16 protein-coding genes and 2 pseudogenes are annotated in these 16808 nt (G+C 40.0%); 16 read left to right on the top strand and 2 right to left on the bottom strand.

Annotated elements, in window-relative coordinates; genetic code table 11:
* Positions 1 to 21 precede the first annotated feature (21 nt).
* From J2Y67_RS00450 to J2Y67_RS00405, 10 genes are all read left to right on the top strand, one after another.
* Positions 22 to 324 (top strand): EthD family reductase, encoded by a 303-nt coding sequence (locus tag J2Y67_RS00450; RefSeq protein ID WP_310169523.1) that lies wholly within the window; start codon positions 22 to 24, stop codon positions 322 to 324.
* The gene (locus tag J2Y67_RS00445) at positions 324 to 1100 is read left to right on the top strand and encodes an enoyl-CoA hydratase/isomerase family protein (RefSeq protein WP_310169522.1); all 777 of its coding nucleotides are present in this window, start codon (positions 324 to 326) and stop codon (positions 1098 to 1100) included. The genes J2Y67_RS00450 and J2Y67_RS00445 overlap by 1 nt, the downstream gene beginning before the upstream one ends.
* A 4-nt stretch (positions 1101 to 1104) precedes the next feature.
* Positions 1105 to 1878 (top strand): enoyl-CoA hydratase-related protein, encoded by a 774-nt coding sequence (locus J2Y67_RS00440; protein WP_310169520.1) that lies wholly within the window; start codon positions 1105 to 1107, stop codon positions 1876 to 1878.
* Between the two features lie 15 nt (positions 1879 to 1893).
* A complete protein-coding gene (locus J2Y67_RS00435; RefSeq protein ID WP_310169519.1) occupies positions 1894 to 3402 on the top strand; it encodes an aldehyde dehydrogenase family protein in 1509 nt (502 codons plus the stop codon).
* 69 nt (positions 3403 to 3471) lie between these two features.
* On the top strand, positions 3472 to 4344 hold the full coding sequence (locus J2Y67_RS00430; protein WP_310169518.1) for a 3-hydroxyacyl-CoA dehydrogenase: 873 nt from the start codon (positions 3472 to 3474) through the stop codon (positions 4342 to 4344).
* Positions 4341 to 5546 (top strand): acetyl-CoA C-acyltransferase, encoded by a 1206-nt coding sequence (locus J2Y67_RS00425; protein ID WP_310169517.1) that lies wholly within the window; start codon positions 4341 to 4343, stop codon positions 5544 to 5546. The genes J2Y67_RS00430 and J2Y67_RS00425 overlap by 4 nt, the downstream gene beginning before the upstream one ends.
* A gap of 69 nt (positions 5547 to 5615) precedes the next feature.
* Positions 5616 to 6392: an enoyl-CoA hydratase-related protein gene (locus J2Y67_RS00420; RefSeq protein WP_310169516.1), complete on the top strand. Its 777-nt coding sequence runs from the start codon at positions 5616 to 5618 to the stop codon at positions 6390 to 6392.
* A gap of 82 nt (positions 6393 to 6474) precedes the next feature.
* A complete protein-coding gene (gene paaX, locus J2Y67_RS00415; RefSeq protein WP_310169515.1) occupies positions 6475 to 7356 on the top strand; it encodes a phenylacetic acid degradation operon negative regulatory protein PaaX in 882 nt (293 codons plus the stop codon).
* 93 nt (positions 7357 to 7449) lie between these two features.
* Positions 7450 to 8403 carry an NAD(P)H-dependent flavin oxidoreductase gene (locus J2Y67_RS00410; RefSeq protein WP_310169514.1) on the top strand — a complete coding sequence of 318 codons (954 nt, stop codon included), beginning with the start codon at positions 7450 to 7452 and terminating at the stop codon, positions 8401 to 8403.
* A 23-nt stretch (positions 8404 to 8426) separates the two neighbouring features.
* Positions 8427 to 8846: a PaaI family thioesterase gene (locus tag J2Y67_RS00405; RefSeq protein ID WP_310169513.1), complete on the top strand. Its 420-nt coding sequence runs from the start codon at positions 8427 to 8429 to the stop codon at positions 8844 to 8846.
* A gap of 494 nt (positions 8847 to 9340) precedes the next feature.
* Here J2Y67_RS00405 and J2Y67_RS00400 read toward each other — a convergent pair whose 3' ends face one another.
* Together J2Y67_RS00400 and J2Y67_RS00395 are read right to left on the bottom strand one after the other, a co-directional pair.
* The gene (locus J2Y67_RS00400) at positions 9341 to 10255 is read right to left on the bottom strand and encodes a pseudouridine-5'-phosphate glycosidase (RefSeq protein ID WP_310169512.1); all 915 of its coding nucleotides are present in this window, start codon (positions 10253 to 10255) and stop codon (positions 9341 to 9343) included.
* Positions 10252 to 11349, bottom strand: a complete 1098-nt coding sequence (locus tag J2Y67_RS00395; RefSeq protein ID WP_310170220.1) for a carbohydrate kinase — start codon at positions 11347 to 11349, stop codon at positions 10252 to 10254. Before J2Y67_RS00395 ends, J2Y67_RS00400 begins: the two co-directional genes overlap by 4 nt.
* A 220-nt stretch (positions 11350 to 11569) precedes the next feature.
* Between J2Y67_RS00395 and J2Y67_RS00390 the strand changes: the two genes are divergently transcribed.
* The 6 genes and pseudogenes from J2Y67_RS00390 (at position 11570) to J2Y67_RS00365 (ending at position 16795) form a co-directional block, all read left to right on the top strand.
* A complete protein-coding gene (locus tag J2Y67_RS00390) occupies positions 11570 to 12388 on the top strand; it encodes a uroporphyrinogen-III synthase (RefSeq protein WP_310169511.1) in 819 nt (272 codons plus the stop codon).
* A gap of 153 nt (positions 12389 to 12541) precedes the next feature.
* Positions 12542 to 12889: pseudogene (locus J2Y67_RS00385) on the top strand (family 4 glycosyl hydrolase); the annotation flags it as partial.
* Positions 12890 to 12946: 57 nt separating this feature from the next.
* Positions 12947 to 13634 (top strand): annotated as a pseudogene (gene chbG / locus J2Y67_RS00380) (chitin disaccharide deacetylase).
* A 769-nt stretch (positions 13635 to 14403) separates the two neighbouring features.
* Entirely contained in the window at positions 14404 to 14727 is a 324-nt protein-coding gene (locus tag J2Y67_RS00375) for a hypothetical protein (RefSeq protein ID WP_310169510.1), read from the top strand.
* Between the two features lie 90 nt (positions 14728 to 14817).
* Positions 14818 to 15471 (top strand): GntR family transcriptional regulator, encoded by a 654-nt coding sequence (locus J2Y67_RS00370; protein WP_310169509.1) that lies wholly within the window; start codon positions 14818 to 14820, stop codon positions 15469 to 15471.
* A gap of 373 nt (positions 15472 to 15844) precedes the next feature.
* The gene (locus J2Y67_RS00365; protein WP_310169508.1) at positions 15845 to 16795 is read left to right on the top strand and encodes a beta-keto acid cleavage family enzyme; all 951 of its coding nucleotides are present in this window, start codon (positions 15845 to 15847) and stop codon (positions 16793 to 16795) included.
* Positions 16796 to 16808 lie beyond the last annotated feature (13 nt).

Raw genomic sequence — 16808 nt, 5'->3', positions numbered from 1 at the left:
AGAATGTGAGGAGAATCGATGATGGCAAAATTAATAGCTTTATATAAACAACCGGAAGACAAGGCTGCATTTGATGAACACTATTTTAATGTGCATGTGCCGATTACAGAAAAGATTCCAGGTCTTCGTGAAATGAAAGTAACAAAGTTTACAGGAACACCAATGGGTGGAGATGCTCCTTATTATTTAATGTGCGAAATGCGCTATGACAGCCATGAGGATCTGCAAAAAGGTTTGCGTTCAGAGGAAGGCAAAGCATCTGGCAAAGACTTAATGAAATTTGCCGGCAAGCTCGTTACTTTGGTCATTGGGGAAGACGATTAATGAAAGCGTATGAATTTATTGAAGCAACACATCAAGAGGGTGTAGCGCTCATTGAGCTAAATAGACCAGCTCAATATAATGCCTTGAATCGAACAATGGTACACGAAATTGTTGATGCGATGGAAACTTTGGATGGGGATGAGGAAGTTCGGGTTATCGTAATCACGGGGAAAGGGCGGGCGTTTTCAGCCGGTGCAGATATTGATGAAATGGCAGGGGATGATCCAGTTCGACTGGAGCTATTGAATCAATTTGCAGATTGGGACCGTCTATCCTTAATCAAAAAGCCAATCATAGGGGCGGTAAAAGGCTTTGTTTTTGGCGGGGGATTTGAGTTGGCGCTGAGCTGTGATTTACTCATCGCAGCCAGCGGTACGGAATTTTCATTCCCGGAAGTAAACCTTGGGGTCATGCCGGGAGCTGGTGGCACCCAGCGTTTAACAAAAATTGTCGGCAGAACGAAAGCGTTGGAATGGTTATGGAACGGCACTCAAATTACAACAGAGGATGCCCTTCAAAACGGACTAATTAATCGAATTGTTTCTCCTGAATTATTAATGGAAGAAACGATGAAAACTGCCAGACAAATCGCGAACCAAGCACCGCTCTCCATTCGTTTCATTAAAGATGCGGTCAATAAAGCGGTTGATTATTCTCTTTATGAAGGGATGCAATATGAACGGAAAAATTTCTATTTATTATTTGCATCCGAAGATCAAAAAGAAGGTATGAACGCTTTTATTGAAAAGCGGAAACCAGAATTCAAAGGGAGATAACCATATGTACGAAACGATTTTGTATTCTGTTGAAAACGGTGTGGCCCGGATTACGTTAAATCGCCCTACTACATTAAATGCGTTCGTGGCCCAAATGAATAGAGAAATTACGAAAGCCATTAAAACAGCTTCTGCAGCTGAAGAGGTCCGTTGCATCGTGATTACCGGTGAAGGACGTGGTTTCTGCTCTGGTCAAGACCTGTCAGAAGTAGATGAAAATATGGATCATGGGCAAGTATTAAGGGAGAAATACGGGCCGATGATGAAGCAATTTTATCAATGTGAGAAACCGATTATTGCGGCTGTCAACGGGATTGCTGCCGGTGCAGGGTTCAGTCTGGCACTAGCCTGTGATTTTCGTCTTCTTTCAGACCGCGCAAGCTTCCTAAATGCTTTTATTCACATTGGTTTAATACCGGATTCAGGGAATAGTTACTTCCTTACTAGATTAGTAGGAGAAGCGAAAGCATTAGAAATCTCGATTTTAGGTGAAAAAATCCCTGCGGATCAAGCGCTTACATTGGGACTAGCGACCAAGGTGGTTTCTACCGATAACTGGGACGCTGAAGTAACGCAATTTGCGGAGCGAATTGCGACTCTGCCAACAAAAGCAATCGGATTAATCAAACGCACAATCAAATCTGCAGGTGAAAAATCCTTTACTAACTACTTAGAAGAAGAGGCACAAGCCCAAAGAATTGCCGGCCTAACGAAAGACGCTCGTGAAGGTGTGCAGGCCTTTATGGAAAAAAGAAAACCAACCTTTATCGGCAAATAAGAGGAGGAATAACAGATGTCAACACAAGTTACTGAAGCAGTTTCTTTAAAAAGAGATTATTATCATTTAATTATAAACGGTGAAAAAGTAGAAAGCTCAACTGGTCAAACCATTAAAACCTATAATCCTGCTACTGGTGTGCTTCTTGCCGAAGTGGCAAAAGCTTCAAAAGAAGACACAGAAAAAGCAGTACAGGCTGCCCGTGAGGCATTTGATCATGGAAAATGGCGCAAATACCCGATTAACCGCCGTTCACAAGTTTTGAACAAAATTGCTGCGATAATGCGTTCCCGTTTTAATGAAATTGTAGAATTAGAGATTTTAGATACTGGGAAATCATTGGCTGCAGCTCAAGGCCAAGTATCACAAGCGATTGAGGATTTTGAATTTTATGCGGCGGCTATTGTCGGTCATCGCGGTGTTGTGAACAATATGCCTGGTCAATTTCATAATTTTACAGAAAAAGAGCCTGTTGGTGTTTGTGCGCAGATCATTCCTTGGAACTATCCATTGATGATGGCGGCTTGGAAAATTGCTCCAGCCATTGCAGTTGGTTGTTCTGTTATTGTAAAACCAGCAAGCTTAACTCCGCTTACAGCGATTATTTTAGGGGAAATCTGCTTAGAAGCAGGCGTTCCTGCGGGGGTTGTCAACATTGTTCCAGGATCAGGTTCAGAGGTTGGTAACTACCTTGTTGAACATCCAAAAGTAAATAAAGTGGCTTTCACTGGTTCTACACCAATCGGAAAAGATATTATGGGGAAAGCATCTGAAACATTAAAGCGTGTCACTCTTGAATTAGGTGGGAAGTCTCCTAATCTCGTGTTTGAAGATGCGGATATTGATGCTGCAGTAGATGGATCCCTATTCGGTATCTTCTATAACTCAGGACAATCCTGTGAAGCACGTTCCCGTTTATATGTTCATGAAGATATTTACGATGAATTCATCACTAAATTTGTTGAAAAAACAAAGAAGCTTGTCCTTGCTAATCCTTTTGATAAAGGAACGCATATGGGAGCGATTATCGACCAAGGCCAGCTAGATGTCATCGATGGCTATGTAAAATCAGCGATTGAAGAAGGCGCAGAGATTTTAGCAGGAGGAAAGCCTGCTGTTGTTGAAGGATATGAAGATGGATTCTGGTATGAGCCGACTGTCATTGCAAAGGTTAACCACGACATGACAGTTGTAAAAGAAGAAATCTTTGGTCCTGTTGTAGTTGTTATGAAGTTTAAGGATGAAAAAGAAGCCATTAAACTTGCAAACGACACAGAATTCGGATTAGGATCAGCCGTTTGGTCAAAAGATGGTGCGCGTGCAACTCGTGTGGCGAAACAGATTGAAGCAGGAATTGTGATGGTAAACTGCCCATTCTCAGCATTCCCTGGAACACCATTTGGCGGTTATAAGCAATCTGGTTTCGGCCGCGAGCTATGCATTGAAACACTTGACCTTTATACCGAAACAAAGAGCATTGTTTCTTACTTTGGAAGTCGTCCAATAAATCCACTAGGTGTTTAATATCCTACAAGTACGAATGAGACTTCCACGTTTCATTCGTACTTCTTTAATTAGACAAAGGAGAGATTTTTGATGAAAAACATCGTTGTTGTTGGTTCTGGTGTAATGGGTAGAGGGATTGCCTATGTATCTGCACTTGGTGGATTTTCCGTTACATTGGTTGATGTGAATGAAAATGCGCTTAAAAGTGCTGAAGGTGAACTGAATTCAATTTTTGCAAAAGGACGCGAAAGAGGAAAAATTTCTGTTGAACAGGAAGAGCTGGGAAAAGCGAATCTATCCTATGAGAGTGATTTACCAAAGGCTTGTTCCTCCACAGATCTTATTATTGAAGCCGTGCCTGAAAAAGCAGAAATCAAAAAACAGGTTTTTGAAACGATGGAACAATACGCGCCTGAGCATTGTCTTTTTGCAACAAATACTTCCACAATGAGCCCAACTGAAATTGCTTCATATGGAAAACGGGCAGAACAGACCATTGCTATGCACTTTTTCAATCCTGTTCATAAAATGCCGCTTGTTGAAATCGTCCGCGGTCTTGAAACAAGTGATGAAACAGCAGAAACGATTAAAAAAGTAGCCGAACAGATGGGAAAAGAAACCGTTGTAATTAATGAATTCCCTGGTTTTGTCACAAGCCGAATCAGCTGCCTGGTCGGAAATGAAGCTTTTTATATGCTTCAAGAAGGTCTAGGCACCCCAGAGGATATTGATAAAGCGATTAAACTTGGTTTGAATTACCCGATGGGTCCGTTTGAACTGGTTGACCTTGTTGGTTTGGATGCCCGCTTAAATAACTTGAAATATTTACATGAAAAATTAGGTGAAAAATACCGTCCGGCACCATTGCTCGAACAATATGTGGCTGCAGGCCGTCTGGGCCGTAAAACGGGCAAAGGTGTTTATGATTATACGAAAAAAGAAGAGTTGGTGAAAAAATGAAAGAAGTTGTAATTGTAGACGCCGTTAGAACGCCGATTGGAAAATATAAAGGCGCTTTGAAAAGTGTTCGGCCAGATGACCTTGGGGCCATCGTCATCAAGGCTCTTCTTGATCGAAATCCAAATCTTCCACCGGAACAAATTGAAGATGTTATTTTTGGGAACGCCAATCAAGCAGGGGAAGACAATCGAAATGTTGCCAGAATGTCAGCACTGCTTGCTGGACTGCCGATTACTGTAGGCGGAACAACGATTAACCGTCTATGCGGTTCCGGTTTGGACGCCGTGATTTATGCGGCAAGATCGATTGCGGTAGGTGAAGGGGATATTTATATTGCCGGTGGAACGGAGAGCATGACACGGGCTCCTTATGTAATGGGCAAGCCTGAGGTTGATTTTCCTAGAGGTTCCATGGAACTTCAAGATACTACGATTGGCTGGCGGTTTACCAATAAAAAACTAGCAGAGATGTATGGGGAAGAGTCGATGCCCCAAACAGCTGAAAACGTAGCGCAGCGCTGTTCCATTACTAGGGAGGAACAAGATGAATTTGCGCTTCAAAGCCAGCAACGGGCAAAAGCGGCCATGGAGAACGAACGTTTTGCAAATGAAATTGTGCCCGTCACCTTTAAGGATCGAAAAGGAAACGAGGTAATGGTGACAAAGGACGAGCATCCACGCCCAGATAGCTCCTTAGAAAAATTATCAAAGTTAAAGCCGATTTTTGAGGGCGGTACGGTCACAGCAGGAAATGCATCCGGTGTAAATGACGGGGCATCAGCAATATTGTTAATGAGTGCTGAAAAAGCGAAGGAGCTTGGATTAAAGCCGCTTGCAAAATATGTAGTAGGTGCTGTTGCCGGTCTTGAACCATCGGTAATGGGACTTGGACCTATTTATGCGACAAGAAAAGCTCTTACTAGAGCCAATCTATCAGTCGATGACCTTGGTCTAGTTGAATTAAATGAAGCTTTTGCTTCTCAATCAATCGAATGTATGAGACAGCTTCAACTGGATGCGGAGAAAGTAAATGTCAATGGCGGTGCCATTGCCTTTGGACATCCGCTTGGTGCAAGTGGTGCTCGCATTTTGACCACACTTGTCCATGAAATAAAAAAACAAAAGGTTCAATATGGTCTGGCAACCATGTGTATTGGCGTCGGTCAAGGTATTGCCGCCATTATTGAAAACTTTGAAAATTAAGTGTTAAAGCCCTTATATAGTCTGACTAATAAGGGCTATTTTTTCTAGATGAAGGAGCGAAATGGATTTATGGAAAATGTGTTATTTAAAGTAGAAAATCATATTGGCTATGTTACCGTTAATCGACCTGACGTATTAAACTGTTTTAACTATGCTACACTTTCCGGGCTTCAAGAAGTGGTCAATAGCATTGCTCTAAATCCCGATGTTCATGTTGTTATTTTTACTGGTGCTGGAGAAAAAGCGTTTAGTGCAGGTGCGGATTTGAAGGAAAGAAAAACATTAACAGAAACAGAAACAAGAAGGAATGTGAAAGCCATTCGCGATGTATTTAACAGTATTGGATTGCTACCGCAGCCAACCATTGCAGCCGTTAACGGCTACGCACTAGGCGGGGGATTCGAATGGCTGCTATCCTGTGACTTTGCGATTGCCGCAGAAGGAATTTCGTTGGGATTAACAGAAACAAGCTGGGCGATTATCCCGGGAGCAGGCGGAACCCAGCGATTACCAAGGCTGGTTGGTGAGACAAAAGCAAAGGAATTAATATTTACTGCAAAAAAAATGTCTGCAGAAGAAGCGCTTGATTTAGGGATTGTCCTTGAGGTGGTACCTCGAAACCAGCTAATTCCCGCTTGTGAGGAATTTGCGGCAAAAATAATGAGAAATGGACCTGTTGCCATCAGGCAGGCGAAATATGCAATTACAAGAGGGCTCAACACCGATTTACAAACAGGGCTTGAAATTGAGGCAAAAGCTTATGAACTAACGATTCCGACAGAAGATCGTCTTGAAGCCTTAAATGCATTCAGTGAGAAAAGATCCCCTCGTTTTTCAGGGAAATAGCTTGTGTTTTTTAGAAAAATATATAACAATATTAACGCTCGTATAAATTATGTGATATAAAAAGAAATGGGGGGTGAAATGAATGGGTGAAAATACACGCTCCATGATTTTTACAATTTACGGTGATTATATTCATCACTATGGGAATAAAATTTGGATTGGCAGTCTAATTGGACTGTTAAAGGAATTCGGTCATAATGAGCAGGCCGTTCGGGTAGCCGTTTCCCGCATGTTGAAACAAGGGTGGGTCCAATCTGAAAAGATCGAGAATCGCAGCTATTATTTTCTTACCAAACAGGGTGTAGACCGGATTGAAGAAGCAGGAAATCGTATTTTTAAGCTCAATCCAAATGAATGGGATGGAAAATGGCGCGTTCTCATGTACACGATTCCCGAAGAAAAAAGACAGATTCGAGATGAACTTCGACAGGAGTTATTATGGAGCGGCTTTGGCAGCTTTTCAAATGCCTGCTGGATTTCTCCGAATAACTTGGAAAAAGAAGTGAAGCTTCTTATTGATAAATATGACATCAGCGAATATGTCGACTTTTTCGTTTCTGAATATATCGGTCCAAGAGACAATAAAACTTTAGTTGAAAAAAGCTGGCCGTTAGAAGAAGTGGTCGAAAAATATGAAGAATTTATTATCACGTACAGCAAGCTGTTTTTTGCAAATCAAGAGATCATTAATCGCGGAGAAATGACAGATGCACAATGTTTTGTTGAACGGACAAAGCTTGTCCATGAATATCGCAAATTTTTGTTTATCGATCCCGGACTTCCGAAAGAACTATTGCCGGAAAATTGGAACGGAAACCTAGCTGCCACATTATTTAACCAATATTATCAACTTCTTGCGGAACCGGCCAGTCGTTTTTTTGAAAGTATTTTTAAGGAAAACAATGATCTGTGCAAAAAAGACGACTCCTATGATGCCAAATACCATCCGTATATGATTCAGTGACCAGCAAAGCAGCTTTTCGGCAATTATTTAGGAAGAGCTGCTTTGTTGTAAATTGAACCGCGCATTTGCTTTTTATAAGAGAGGGGAATATGTGTGAAATATGTGAATGAACTGCTTTCGATAAAATATCCAATCATTCAGGGCGGGATGGGGAATATCAGTAACGCCCAGTTGACTGCGGCTGTATCGAATGCCGGCGGTCTTGGGACAATCGGTTGCGGAACGATGACCCCAGAGCAAGTTGAAGCAATTATTATAGAAACAAAGGAAAAGACGAACAAACCGTTTGCTATTAATATACCAATTAACGTTAGTCCTTTTACGGAAGAAATGATTCAATTGGTGATTAAACATAAAATACCTGTAGTTTCATTATCTGCAGGCAATCCCGCACCCTATATCGCTACTTTACATGAACATCATATAAAGGTAATTGTCATTGTCGCTGCCGTCAAACATGCGCAAAAGGCAGAAGAAGCTGGTGCCGATGTTTTGGTTGCGGAAGGTTTTGAAGCAGCCGGAATCAATTCCAATCTAGAACTGACCACGTTTACGCTTATCCCACAAATTTGCAAACAGGTTTCTGTTCCTGTTTTAGCTGCAGGGGGAATTGGTGATGGACATGGGTTAGCTGCCGCATTGATGCTGGGGGCATCAGGAGTACAGCTGGGGACACGTTTGATTGCAACGAAGGATGCTCCATTTCATTCAACATATAAAAATAGATTGATTGAGGCTAGCGATCAGGAAACGGTAATTTTGGGTCGTTCAGTTGGACAGGTACGGAGGGTTTTGAAATCGGGTTATGCTAAACAAATTATTGATTTAGAGCGACAGGGTTTGTCGGAAGAACAATATCGCCAGATGACATCGGAAGATTTCCATCTGAATGGTGCGTTACGTGGTGACGGTGAAAATGGTTTTATGAACAGCGGGCAGGTTGCCGGCCTTATTCAGGATATTCCTACTGTAAAGGAATTATTAGATGGCATGATGAAGGAAGCGCGGTCTATCATGGAGGAGTGCTTGGGTCTGTTTCCCTTGTAAGTTGTGTTGAGAGGAGTTTGGTGATGAATAAGGATTTCAATCTCATGAAGGTTGTCACAGAGGGGGCTGTAGCTCCTCCATGTGATCATACGTTACAGCTTGAGGTAACTTCAGCAAATGATGGGGTTGCACAGGGAATATGGAGAGTGGATGAACCGTTTATGAACGGACTTGGTGTTGCGATGGGTGGCTTTGTTTCATCTGCGGCAGACATTATGATGGCATATGCGGTTGCATCTAAGATCACGAAGGGACAAAGCTTTACTTCTATCGATTTGCATACAACGTTTCATCGACCGATTTTAAAGGGAGAGGTTATGGTGGAAGCCCGCGTGGAAAGAATGGGAAGAAAAGTTGCCTACGTGGTAGCGGACCTTTTTCAAAATGGAAAGAAAGCAGCCAGTGTGGTTTCTTCGGTGATGATTATGGGTGAATCATTTTAAGCTATCGGCAAAAGTTCCGATAGCTTTTTTGGACAGTTTTTCTGGGGAGACGGGAGTAGTGTCTATAAAGTTGGGTTTTATAGACAGTTTTTCTGGGTAGACGGGAGTAGTGTCTATAAAGTTGAGTTTTATAGACAGTTCTTCGGGGGAGACGGGAGTAGTGTCTATAAAGTTGAGTTTTATAGACAGTTCTTCCAGGGTAGACGAAAGTAGTGTCTATAAAGTTGAGTTTTATAGACAGTTCTTCGGGGGAGACGGGACTAGTGTCTATAAAGTTGAGTTTTATAGACAGTTCTTCCAGGGTAGCCGAAAGTAGTGTCTATAAAGTTGGGTTTTATAGACAGTTCTTCCAGGGTAGCCGAAAGTAGTGTCTATAAAGTTGAGTTTTATAGACAGTTCTTCTGAAGACACGGAAGTTTTGTCTGTAAAATTAAAAAACTTGCAGACTAATCTAAAATCCAGATTTTGCCTGCAAGCTCTGTTTGGTAGCCGATTTATTTTATTGAATTAAAACTTACCGCTAATTTTGCCCCAACCACTGCATTGTTTTTAACAAGAGCGATATTGGCCTCCAAGCTCTTACCTTCTGTTAGATCCTTAACTTTCCCTAAAAGAAATGGTGTAACCTCTTTACCGCTAATATGTTTTTCTTCTGCCTCTTTTAATGCGGCTTCAATTACGCTATTAATCGTTTTTTCATCCATCGCATGTTCTTCAGGAATTGGGTTGGCAATTACAGCTCCGCCTTTAAGATTTAAATCCCATTTTACTTTTAACGTTGAAGCGATGGTTTCAACATCGTTAGCACGGAAGTTCACTGAGAATTCACTTTTGCGTGTATAGAAGGCTGGTAATAAATCGGTTTGATAACCAATCACCGGTACACCTTTTGTTTCAAGATATTCCATTGTTAATCCTAAATCTAAAATCGATTTAGCACCTGCACAAATTACGGCCACGTTTGTTTGACCAAGTTCTTCTAAATCAGCTGAAATATCCATGGTAGTCTCGGCACCACGGTGAGCACCGCCGATACCACCGGTAACAAAGATATTGATTCCTGCTGCCTCTGCACAAATCATCGTAGCTGCGACTGTCGTGGCTCCTAGTTTTTTTGTAGCAATTAAATATGCTAGATCACGTCTTGATGCTTTTGCTACATCAGAACTTTTCCCAAACATTTCTAACTCTTCATCGGATAAACCGATTTTAATTTTTCCATCCACAATAGCAATGGTAGCAGGTACAGCGCCATTATCACGGATAATTTGTTCTACTTCACGAGCAGTTTGGACATTTTGCGGATAGGGCATACCGTGTGAAATAATGGTTGATTCCAAGGCAACAATCGGTTTTCCCTGTTCCTTTGCTGCACGTACTTCTTCAGATAATTCGATATATTGTTTCATGATGTTTCCTCCATGTCATTTAATAGTTTTTCAGATGATAAATCCTGACGGACCGTATAAGGAGTTTGAAGTGTTTTGGCGGCATTCACATTGCCGGCTTTCGCAATCTCAGGTAATGATTTTCCCTCTAACCAAGTGTAGATAACCGCAGAAGAGAAGGCATCTCCTGCACCTGTTACATCGATGGTTTCCTTTATTTCAATGGAAGGAACATGGAAAATCCCTTCTTCCTTATTCCCTATCATCGATCCTTCTTTACCGTTCGTAATAATCACATTCGAAATTCCGAATGATAACCAATTTTCTAATGCTCTTTTCCAATCTGATTCACTTCTAATTTCAGTATGAAAGTACGTTTCCGATTCATCGCGGTTTGTAATTAACCATGTTACACCTTCTAAATCTTCTGGTAATCGATTCATCTTTGGAGATGAAACGGGTATTAAAACAATCGGAATGTTATGGCTTTTTGCAAAATGACACAAAAATTGAATCGTTTCCTTTGGGCAGTTTAAATCGGTCACGACACATTTTGCTTGGCTTAATAAGACATCGTGTTTAAGAAGTAAATCAGGTGTGATTGCTTCGTACACTTCCATATCTGCCAACGCAATAATTAATTCTCCGTTAGCGTCGAGGACCGCCGTGTAAGATCCAGTGGATTTTTCAGGGAATTTAGTAACCGCTTTCAAATTCATGTATAACGAGGATGCTTCTTCAATAAAAGACCAGTCCTTATCATCACCGCTTGTAGAGATTAGGTCCACTTCCATTCCAAGCCGTCCCAGATTTTCTGCAATATTCCTTGCTACCCCACCTGCATTCTGAGTGGCGTAAATAGGATTGGAAGTACCTAACTGGGCTTTTTCTTTCACGTGGAATTTCCGGTCAATATTCGCTCCACCGATACAAATCACATGTTGTGATTCACTTAAAATATAGGCTCTCCCTAAAATCTTTCCTTTTTTGGTTAAACCGGAAATCATATTGGCGACGGAGGGTCTGGATAATCCTAAAATTTCCGCAAGCTCTTGCTGCGAAATATAGGGATTGTTTCGAATTAAATCCAAAATGAATTGTTCTTTTTCATTCATTTTCTCAGGCACAAAACTCACCTCGTTCCTAAACAGTATTGTTATTTTGGATTAAAGATTTTAATTCTTTCCAAGTTTCACAGCACTAGATTTTTAAAACTAAACATCTGTTTGTTTATTAAACTTATGTTTATATTATACGTCGGCTTTTTTTGTTGGTCAACATCATCCTTTATGGATATAATCTCTTTAAATACATAGTTGAAAAGAGGATTAATGGATGGAAAAAGTTTTGATGGGGAAGCGAATTGCAGTTACTGGATCAAGGAAAATAGAAGAAATCAGCACTCTTATTAAAAAACAAGGGGGGATCTCGGTCGTTCGTCCGTTGCAAGGAACGGTTCTTTTATCGGAAAAGGAAGTGGAGCCGGATTTGCTAAAGTTTATTGATGATGGAGCGGATTGGGTGATTTTTACAACGGGAATGGGTACCACCACTTTATTTGAATTAGCGAAAAAATTAGATGTCGAAAATGAGTTTTTATCAATCATACGTCAAGCCAAAGTGGCTTCAAGAGGCTATAAAACCCTTTTGGCATTAAAAGAACTCGGAGTAAAACCCGTTGCTATTGACGAGGACGGAACAACCAAGGGATTAATCCAATCTCTAGAAAGCTTTGATTTCACGGGTAAAAAAGTGATGGTTCAGCTCCATGGAGAAAAGGCCCCGGCATTGATCAAGTTTCTTGAGGATAGGGGGGCTGAGGTATTACAACTGCTCCCCTATCAGCATATTGCGCCTGAGGCTGAAACCCTTGAAACGATTTGTGATGAGCTACTATCAAATAAATTGGATTCCGTATGTTTTACAACTGCAAACCAAGTTCGTTCCTTATTTGATTTTGCAAACGAAAAGGGCTGTGTTGAGGAAATCTTGACAGCTTTTAAGGATCCGACACTTGCGGTTGCAGTCGGAAAGGTAACGGCAGAGGCTTTAAGGGAAGAAGGGGTAGATCGAGTAATCTCGCCAGAAAATGAAAGAATGGGTGCGATGGTGGTTGAACTGACTCATTACTTTCGTAACTATGTAAATAAGTAAAATAAGACTATTTGGTGCCAAACAATAATTTTAAGGAAAAATACAAAAACGACAGGTGCTCACACCTGTCGTTTTCTAATAATTCCGTTCTATAACGAAATTAGCACGGTCACCACGAAAAATTGTTTTGGAATATTCAATTAATGTTTTCATTCCATTTATACGGATAAACGTGACATTCAACCGGTTAATACAATGAATCATGGTGCTATTAGCGGGATTCCCCATGTTTCTGCCGTTGAAATTAGCTGTGTGATTACGAAAGATGGGCCTAAGCCGGTTGCAGTTGGCGAATTGCCTGTACCGATTAGAGGCCTGATTCAAACCATCAAATCATTTGAATGGGTGGCCATTGAAGCAGTGGTAACAGGAGATTATAATACTGCACTTCTTGCATTAACGATTAATCCACTAGTAGGATCTGATAGAATTGGCAAACATATTCTGGATGAAATGCTTGAAGCCCATAAAGATTACCTGCCGCAATTTTTTAAAAACTAATATCTTAATTTACAAGGCTGCTAGATGCTAGTAGCCTTGTACTAATGGTGAGGGCCAATGATAAAATGGATTGTGAATGCAGATGATTTTGGATATAGTCGTGCCGTTAACTATGGAATTCTTGACAGCCATTTATTGGGGATTGTGAATTCGACTACGATGATGATGAATATGCCTGGTGTGGAACATGCAGTTGAAATTGCGAAACGATTTCCAAGCCTTGGAGTAGGTATCCATTTAGTTCTAACATGTGGAAAACCACTGGTTGGCGATGTCTCTACATTAGTCGGGAATCAAGGGAATTTTAAATCTTTGTCATCGATTGATTTTGACAAGCTATCCTTACAGGAACTTGAACGAGAGTGGACAGAGCAAATAGGGCTCGAACCCACTCACATGGACAGTCATCATCATGTTCATACAAGAAAAGAGCTCCTGCCTATTGTTCAAAAACTAGCCAATCGCTACGAATTGCCTGTGAGAGTTAATGGTATGGAAAAAATACCTGGAGTAAAAATCGTTTACTGATGTTGCGCTATTTGATTTCTATGGAGAAAGAGCAACAGAGCTTGCTCTTATTGAATGTTTAAATAAAATCGAAGACGGAAAAACGGTTGAAATGATGTGACATCCAGCATACGCAGATTCTCAATTGTTACATGGTTCCTCGTATAATACTGCTCGTTTAAAAGAGCTTGAAATTCTAACCAAAATAAAGCTGCCTGCAAATGTGGTATTGTGTTAAAAATTAGTAACAGCTATTCACTTTGGGTAAGGCTGTTCCCTAAGAGCAGTTCCAAAGGAGAGCAGCTCTTTTTATTTAGAAGGGATTGGCGGCATTTTAGGAAGAAAACCGAGGCAGTGTCGCCAAAAGAGGTTATAGGAAACACATTTACGAATCCACCAAATGAGTCGGTCAAGAGATCGGAAAAACATCTTACCAAATGGGAAGCAGAACAACAAATCAAAGTAAGAAATGCGAATCCATCAACTAAATCGGTCAAAAGATCGGAAAGTAGAGTGCCAAAACCACGAAAATGATGTAGGTGAAAAGAATTTTGACGCAATTACATTTCGTTTTATGAACAGTGTTCTGTTTCATTGCGTCAGGATTGCTTTTAGAAAGGAGATCCTATGCAAGGTGTTTTGAAGAAAGGGGCAAAAGTTTCAGGAATATGGGATGGTTACTCATCATTTGCTAACTTATTTCTTTCAAGCGCATAAGCGGGCTGCTCCATCCAACCGTTCTGCTACCATAAGCTTTGCTGCATCATTAACAAATGATGCGAGGTGCAATAATGAAGCTAACACAGATAAAAGTGTTGAACCTAATACTTATGTATATAATACTAAATGGAATCAAAGCTCGATGTTTGCCTCTTATTCTAACCCTGGAGGGGGATCTTGGACTAATCTCCCGTTACTTTACATTTCTTCACAATCTCCCACCAAACATTAACATAAATTTCTGGTTACATTTGGAATTTTCATTCCATTAATGGCCCTTTAATAGAATGATTTTATTAAAGACTTCGGAAATATATACAACAGTTATCTTTGGATTGCTTGCGAGCACTATAGCGGATCTTTATGCAAGCTATCGATTTAAAGCATTGGGATTTTTTGAAGTGGAGAAATTAGAATTTAGTGTAGTGTTAATACTTTTAGGAATCTATCCAGCAGTGACAGTTATGATTATTAACTGGTATCCATACAAATCCACTTGGACGTTAAAGCTTTGTTATCTTATGGGATGGACAGTTTTTTCCACAGTATTCGAATGCCTTGAGGAAAGGGTTCTCTCGGATACAAATGATAAATGTATTTGGAAAATTTGAACTTTTAACATTAATGTTATATATTATAAAGTATAATATATCGCCATCAGATAGTTAATTTATATCTTCAAGAATGTGTAGGTGAACAAATTGTTTCAAGATTCTCTAGAAAAATCTCTAGCTGAACAGATATATCCTAAAATTAGAGAAGATATTACTCGTCAGCGAGTCAAATGTGGGGAGAAAATCAATTTCAGCGAACTAAAAAAAAGGTTTGGTGTTAGCCATACTCCTCTTCGTGAAGCTTTTAAGCGGCTCGAACAAGAAGGTTTAGTACAGTATATTCCTAATATTGGATATAGAGTAATACAGCTAGATCAAAAAGATATCTCAGAAACTATTGATTTAATTTCGATTCTTGATTGCTCCGCTATAAAATTAGCGATGAAGCAAGGGAGAGTCGAAGAACTTGTAAAAGATTTAAAAGTACATTTGGATGGTCAGTCATCAAGTGATTTAGAAAATTGCGAAGAAGAATACCTATTCCATCTACATCAGTTCCATAAGGTTTTTTATAAATATGCCGATAACAGAAAATTAAGCAGTACAGCTTTGCAGATTCAAGGATTACTAGATATTATTACTTCAAAATACCACGAAATAGAAAGTTCAAGACAAAATGGTATTGTTGAGCACAAGCAAATTCTTGAAGCTGTTTCCGAAAACGATATCGGTAAAGCCATTTTAATGATGGAGTATCACTATGCAAACTCCAAAAGCATTTTACTTCAAAATTTTCATTAAAAGTTCATAAAAATAAATTGTAAAAAAAGCTAAAGCTCAAGAAATAGGGCTTTAGCTTTTTTGCGTTCACTCATACTGAGCGAGGATAGTAGGGAGGGGCTAAAACTAAGAAAGTATTAGCGGCTAGTTATATGAAAGAAACGGTGCTAGTTTGCTCTTAGAGTTTTTTTGATCATTGTTATAAACTATTTGCAAAATGTTATAAAATATAATTTACAAAAAATTTAAAATGTTATAACATATAAAATATAATATGCATATTATAGTCTTTGTTTGTATCTTTGCAAGTAAGATGGTATTTGCAAAGATATATTCCTTTCTTGCTTTTATTAGATTGAGTAGATGTTTTAAAAATCAGACGGAGGTTAACAAAATGAGTTCATGGAACTACACGAATTCTTATGAATGGATGAATCGAGTAACAACGTTAGAACCATTGATTGTAACGTGTTGTTGCAATGGAGGGGTTCAGGGGAAGGAGTCGCATCCTGCCATTCCAGAAACACCAGAGGAAATAGCTGAATCTGTGTATAAAGCTTACCAAGAGGGTGCTTCCGTTGTTCATGTGCATGGGAGAAATCCCAACAACTTGGGAGAAACAACGATGGACCCAGAAGTTCTTTTTGAAATTAATGCGTTAATTCGAGAAAAATGTCCCGAGATCATTATTAATAATACGACCGGTGGTGGTCCAACATCCACTATGGAAGAACGCATTCGTTGTTTAGAAGCAAGACCCGAAATGGCTTCGTTAAATATGGGGCCGGATATGTCTAGGTTTAAAATAAAAGAAAGAAAAGAACCAATCGTGCATCCTCATCCAGAGCAAGAATACGATATCTGTGTTCCATTTACTTATGAATTTATTGAACAGCTCGCCAAAGAAATGTTGAACTGGGCTATTATACCTGAAATGGAAATATATAATTCTGGACAGTTTTGGGTTGCGCAAGATCTTATTTCCAAGGGGTTAGTAAAGCAGCCTTATCTTTTTCAATTCGTAATGGGATATCAAACTTCGACATATCCAACACCTGAGAATCTAATCCAACTGGCTAAGGAGTTGCCTAACGGAGCTCATTTTGCTACGGCTGGAATTGGAAAATATCAATGGGCGATGACGACGATGAGTATTTTACTTGGGGGACATGTACGTGTGGGATTAGAGGATAATATCTATATTAAGCGCGGTCAAAAGCTACAAGATAATGCAGAAGGTGTTGCAAAAATAGTTCGCATCTCCAAAGAGTTAAATCGTGAAATCGCAACCCCTGTACAAGCCAGAGAAATGTTGGGTGTGTCTTTAACCCCAAGTAAGTATTAAAAATGAGAGGAAT

The sequence above is a fragment of the Neobacillus niacini genome, from assembly GCF_031456445.1.
Taxonomy (GTDB): Bacteria; Bacillota; Bacilli; order Bacillales; family Cytobacillaceae; genus Neobacillus; species Neobacillus niacini_I.
This window is presented reverse-complemented; position numbering and strand designations above follow the sequence as displayed.

Excerpts from the sequence above, each read along its gene's own strand:
- J2Y67_RS00450 (WP_310169523.1), top strand. The coding sequence starts at position 22 with ATGGCAAAATTAATAGCTTTATATAAACAACCGGAAGACAAGGCTGCA.
- J2Y67_RS00445 (WP_310169522.1), top strand. The coding sequence starts at position 324 with ATGAAAGCGTATGAATTTATTGAAGCAACACATCAAGAGGGTGTAGCG.
- J2Y67_RS00440 (WP_310169520.1), top strand. The coding sequence starts at position 1,105 with ATGTACGAAACGATTTTGTATTCTGTTGAAAACGGTGTGGCCCGGATT.
- J2Y67_RS00435 (WP_310169519.1), top strand. The coding sequence starts at position 1,894 with ATGTCAACACAAGTTACTGAAGCAGTTTCTTTAAAAAGAGATTATTAT.
- J2Y67_RS00425 (WP_310169517.1), top strand. The coding sequence starts at position 4,341 with ATGAAAGAAGTTGTAATTGTAGACGCCGTTAGAACGCCGATTGGAAAA.
- J2Y67_RS00420 (WP_310169516.1), top strand. The coding sequence starts at position 5,616 with ATGGAAAATGTGTTATTTAAAGTAGAAAATCATATTGGCTATGTTACC.
- paaX (WP_310169515.1), top strand. The coding sequence starts at position 6,475 with ATGGGTGAAAATACACGCTCCATGATTTTTACAATTTACGGTGATTAT.
- J2Y67_RS00405 (WP_310169513.1), top strand. The coding sequence starts at position 8,427 with ATGAATAAGGATTTCAATCTCATGAAGGTTGTCACAGAGGGGGCTGTA.
- J2Y67_RS00400 (WP_310169512.1), bottom strand. The coding sequence starts at position 10,255 with ATGAAACAATATATCGAATTATCTGAAGAAGTACGTGCAGCAAAGGAA.
- J2Y67_RS00395 (WP_310170220.1), bottom strand. The coding sequence starts at position 11,349 with ATGAATGAAAAAGAACAATTCATTTTGGATTTAATTCGAAACAATCCC.
- J2Y67_RS00390 (WP_310169511.1), top strand. The coding sequence starts at position 11,570 with ATGGAAAAAGTTTTGATGGGGAAGCGAATTGCAGTTACTGGATCAAGG.
- J2Y67_RS00375 (WP_310169510.1), top strand. The coding sequence starts at position 14,404 with ATGATTTTATTAAAGACTTCGGAAATATATACAACAGTTATCTTTGGA.
- J2Y67_RS00365 (WP_310169508.1), top strand. The coding sequence starts at position 15,845 with ATGAGTTCATGGAACTACACGAATTCTTATGAATGGATGAATCGAGTA.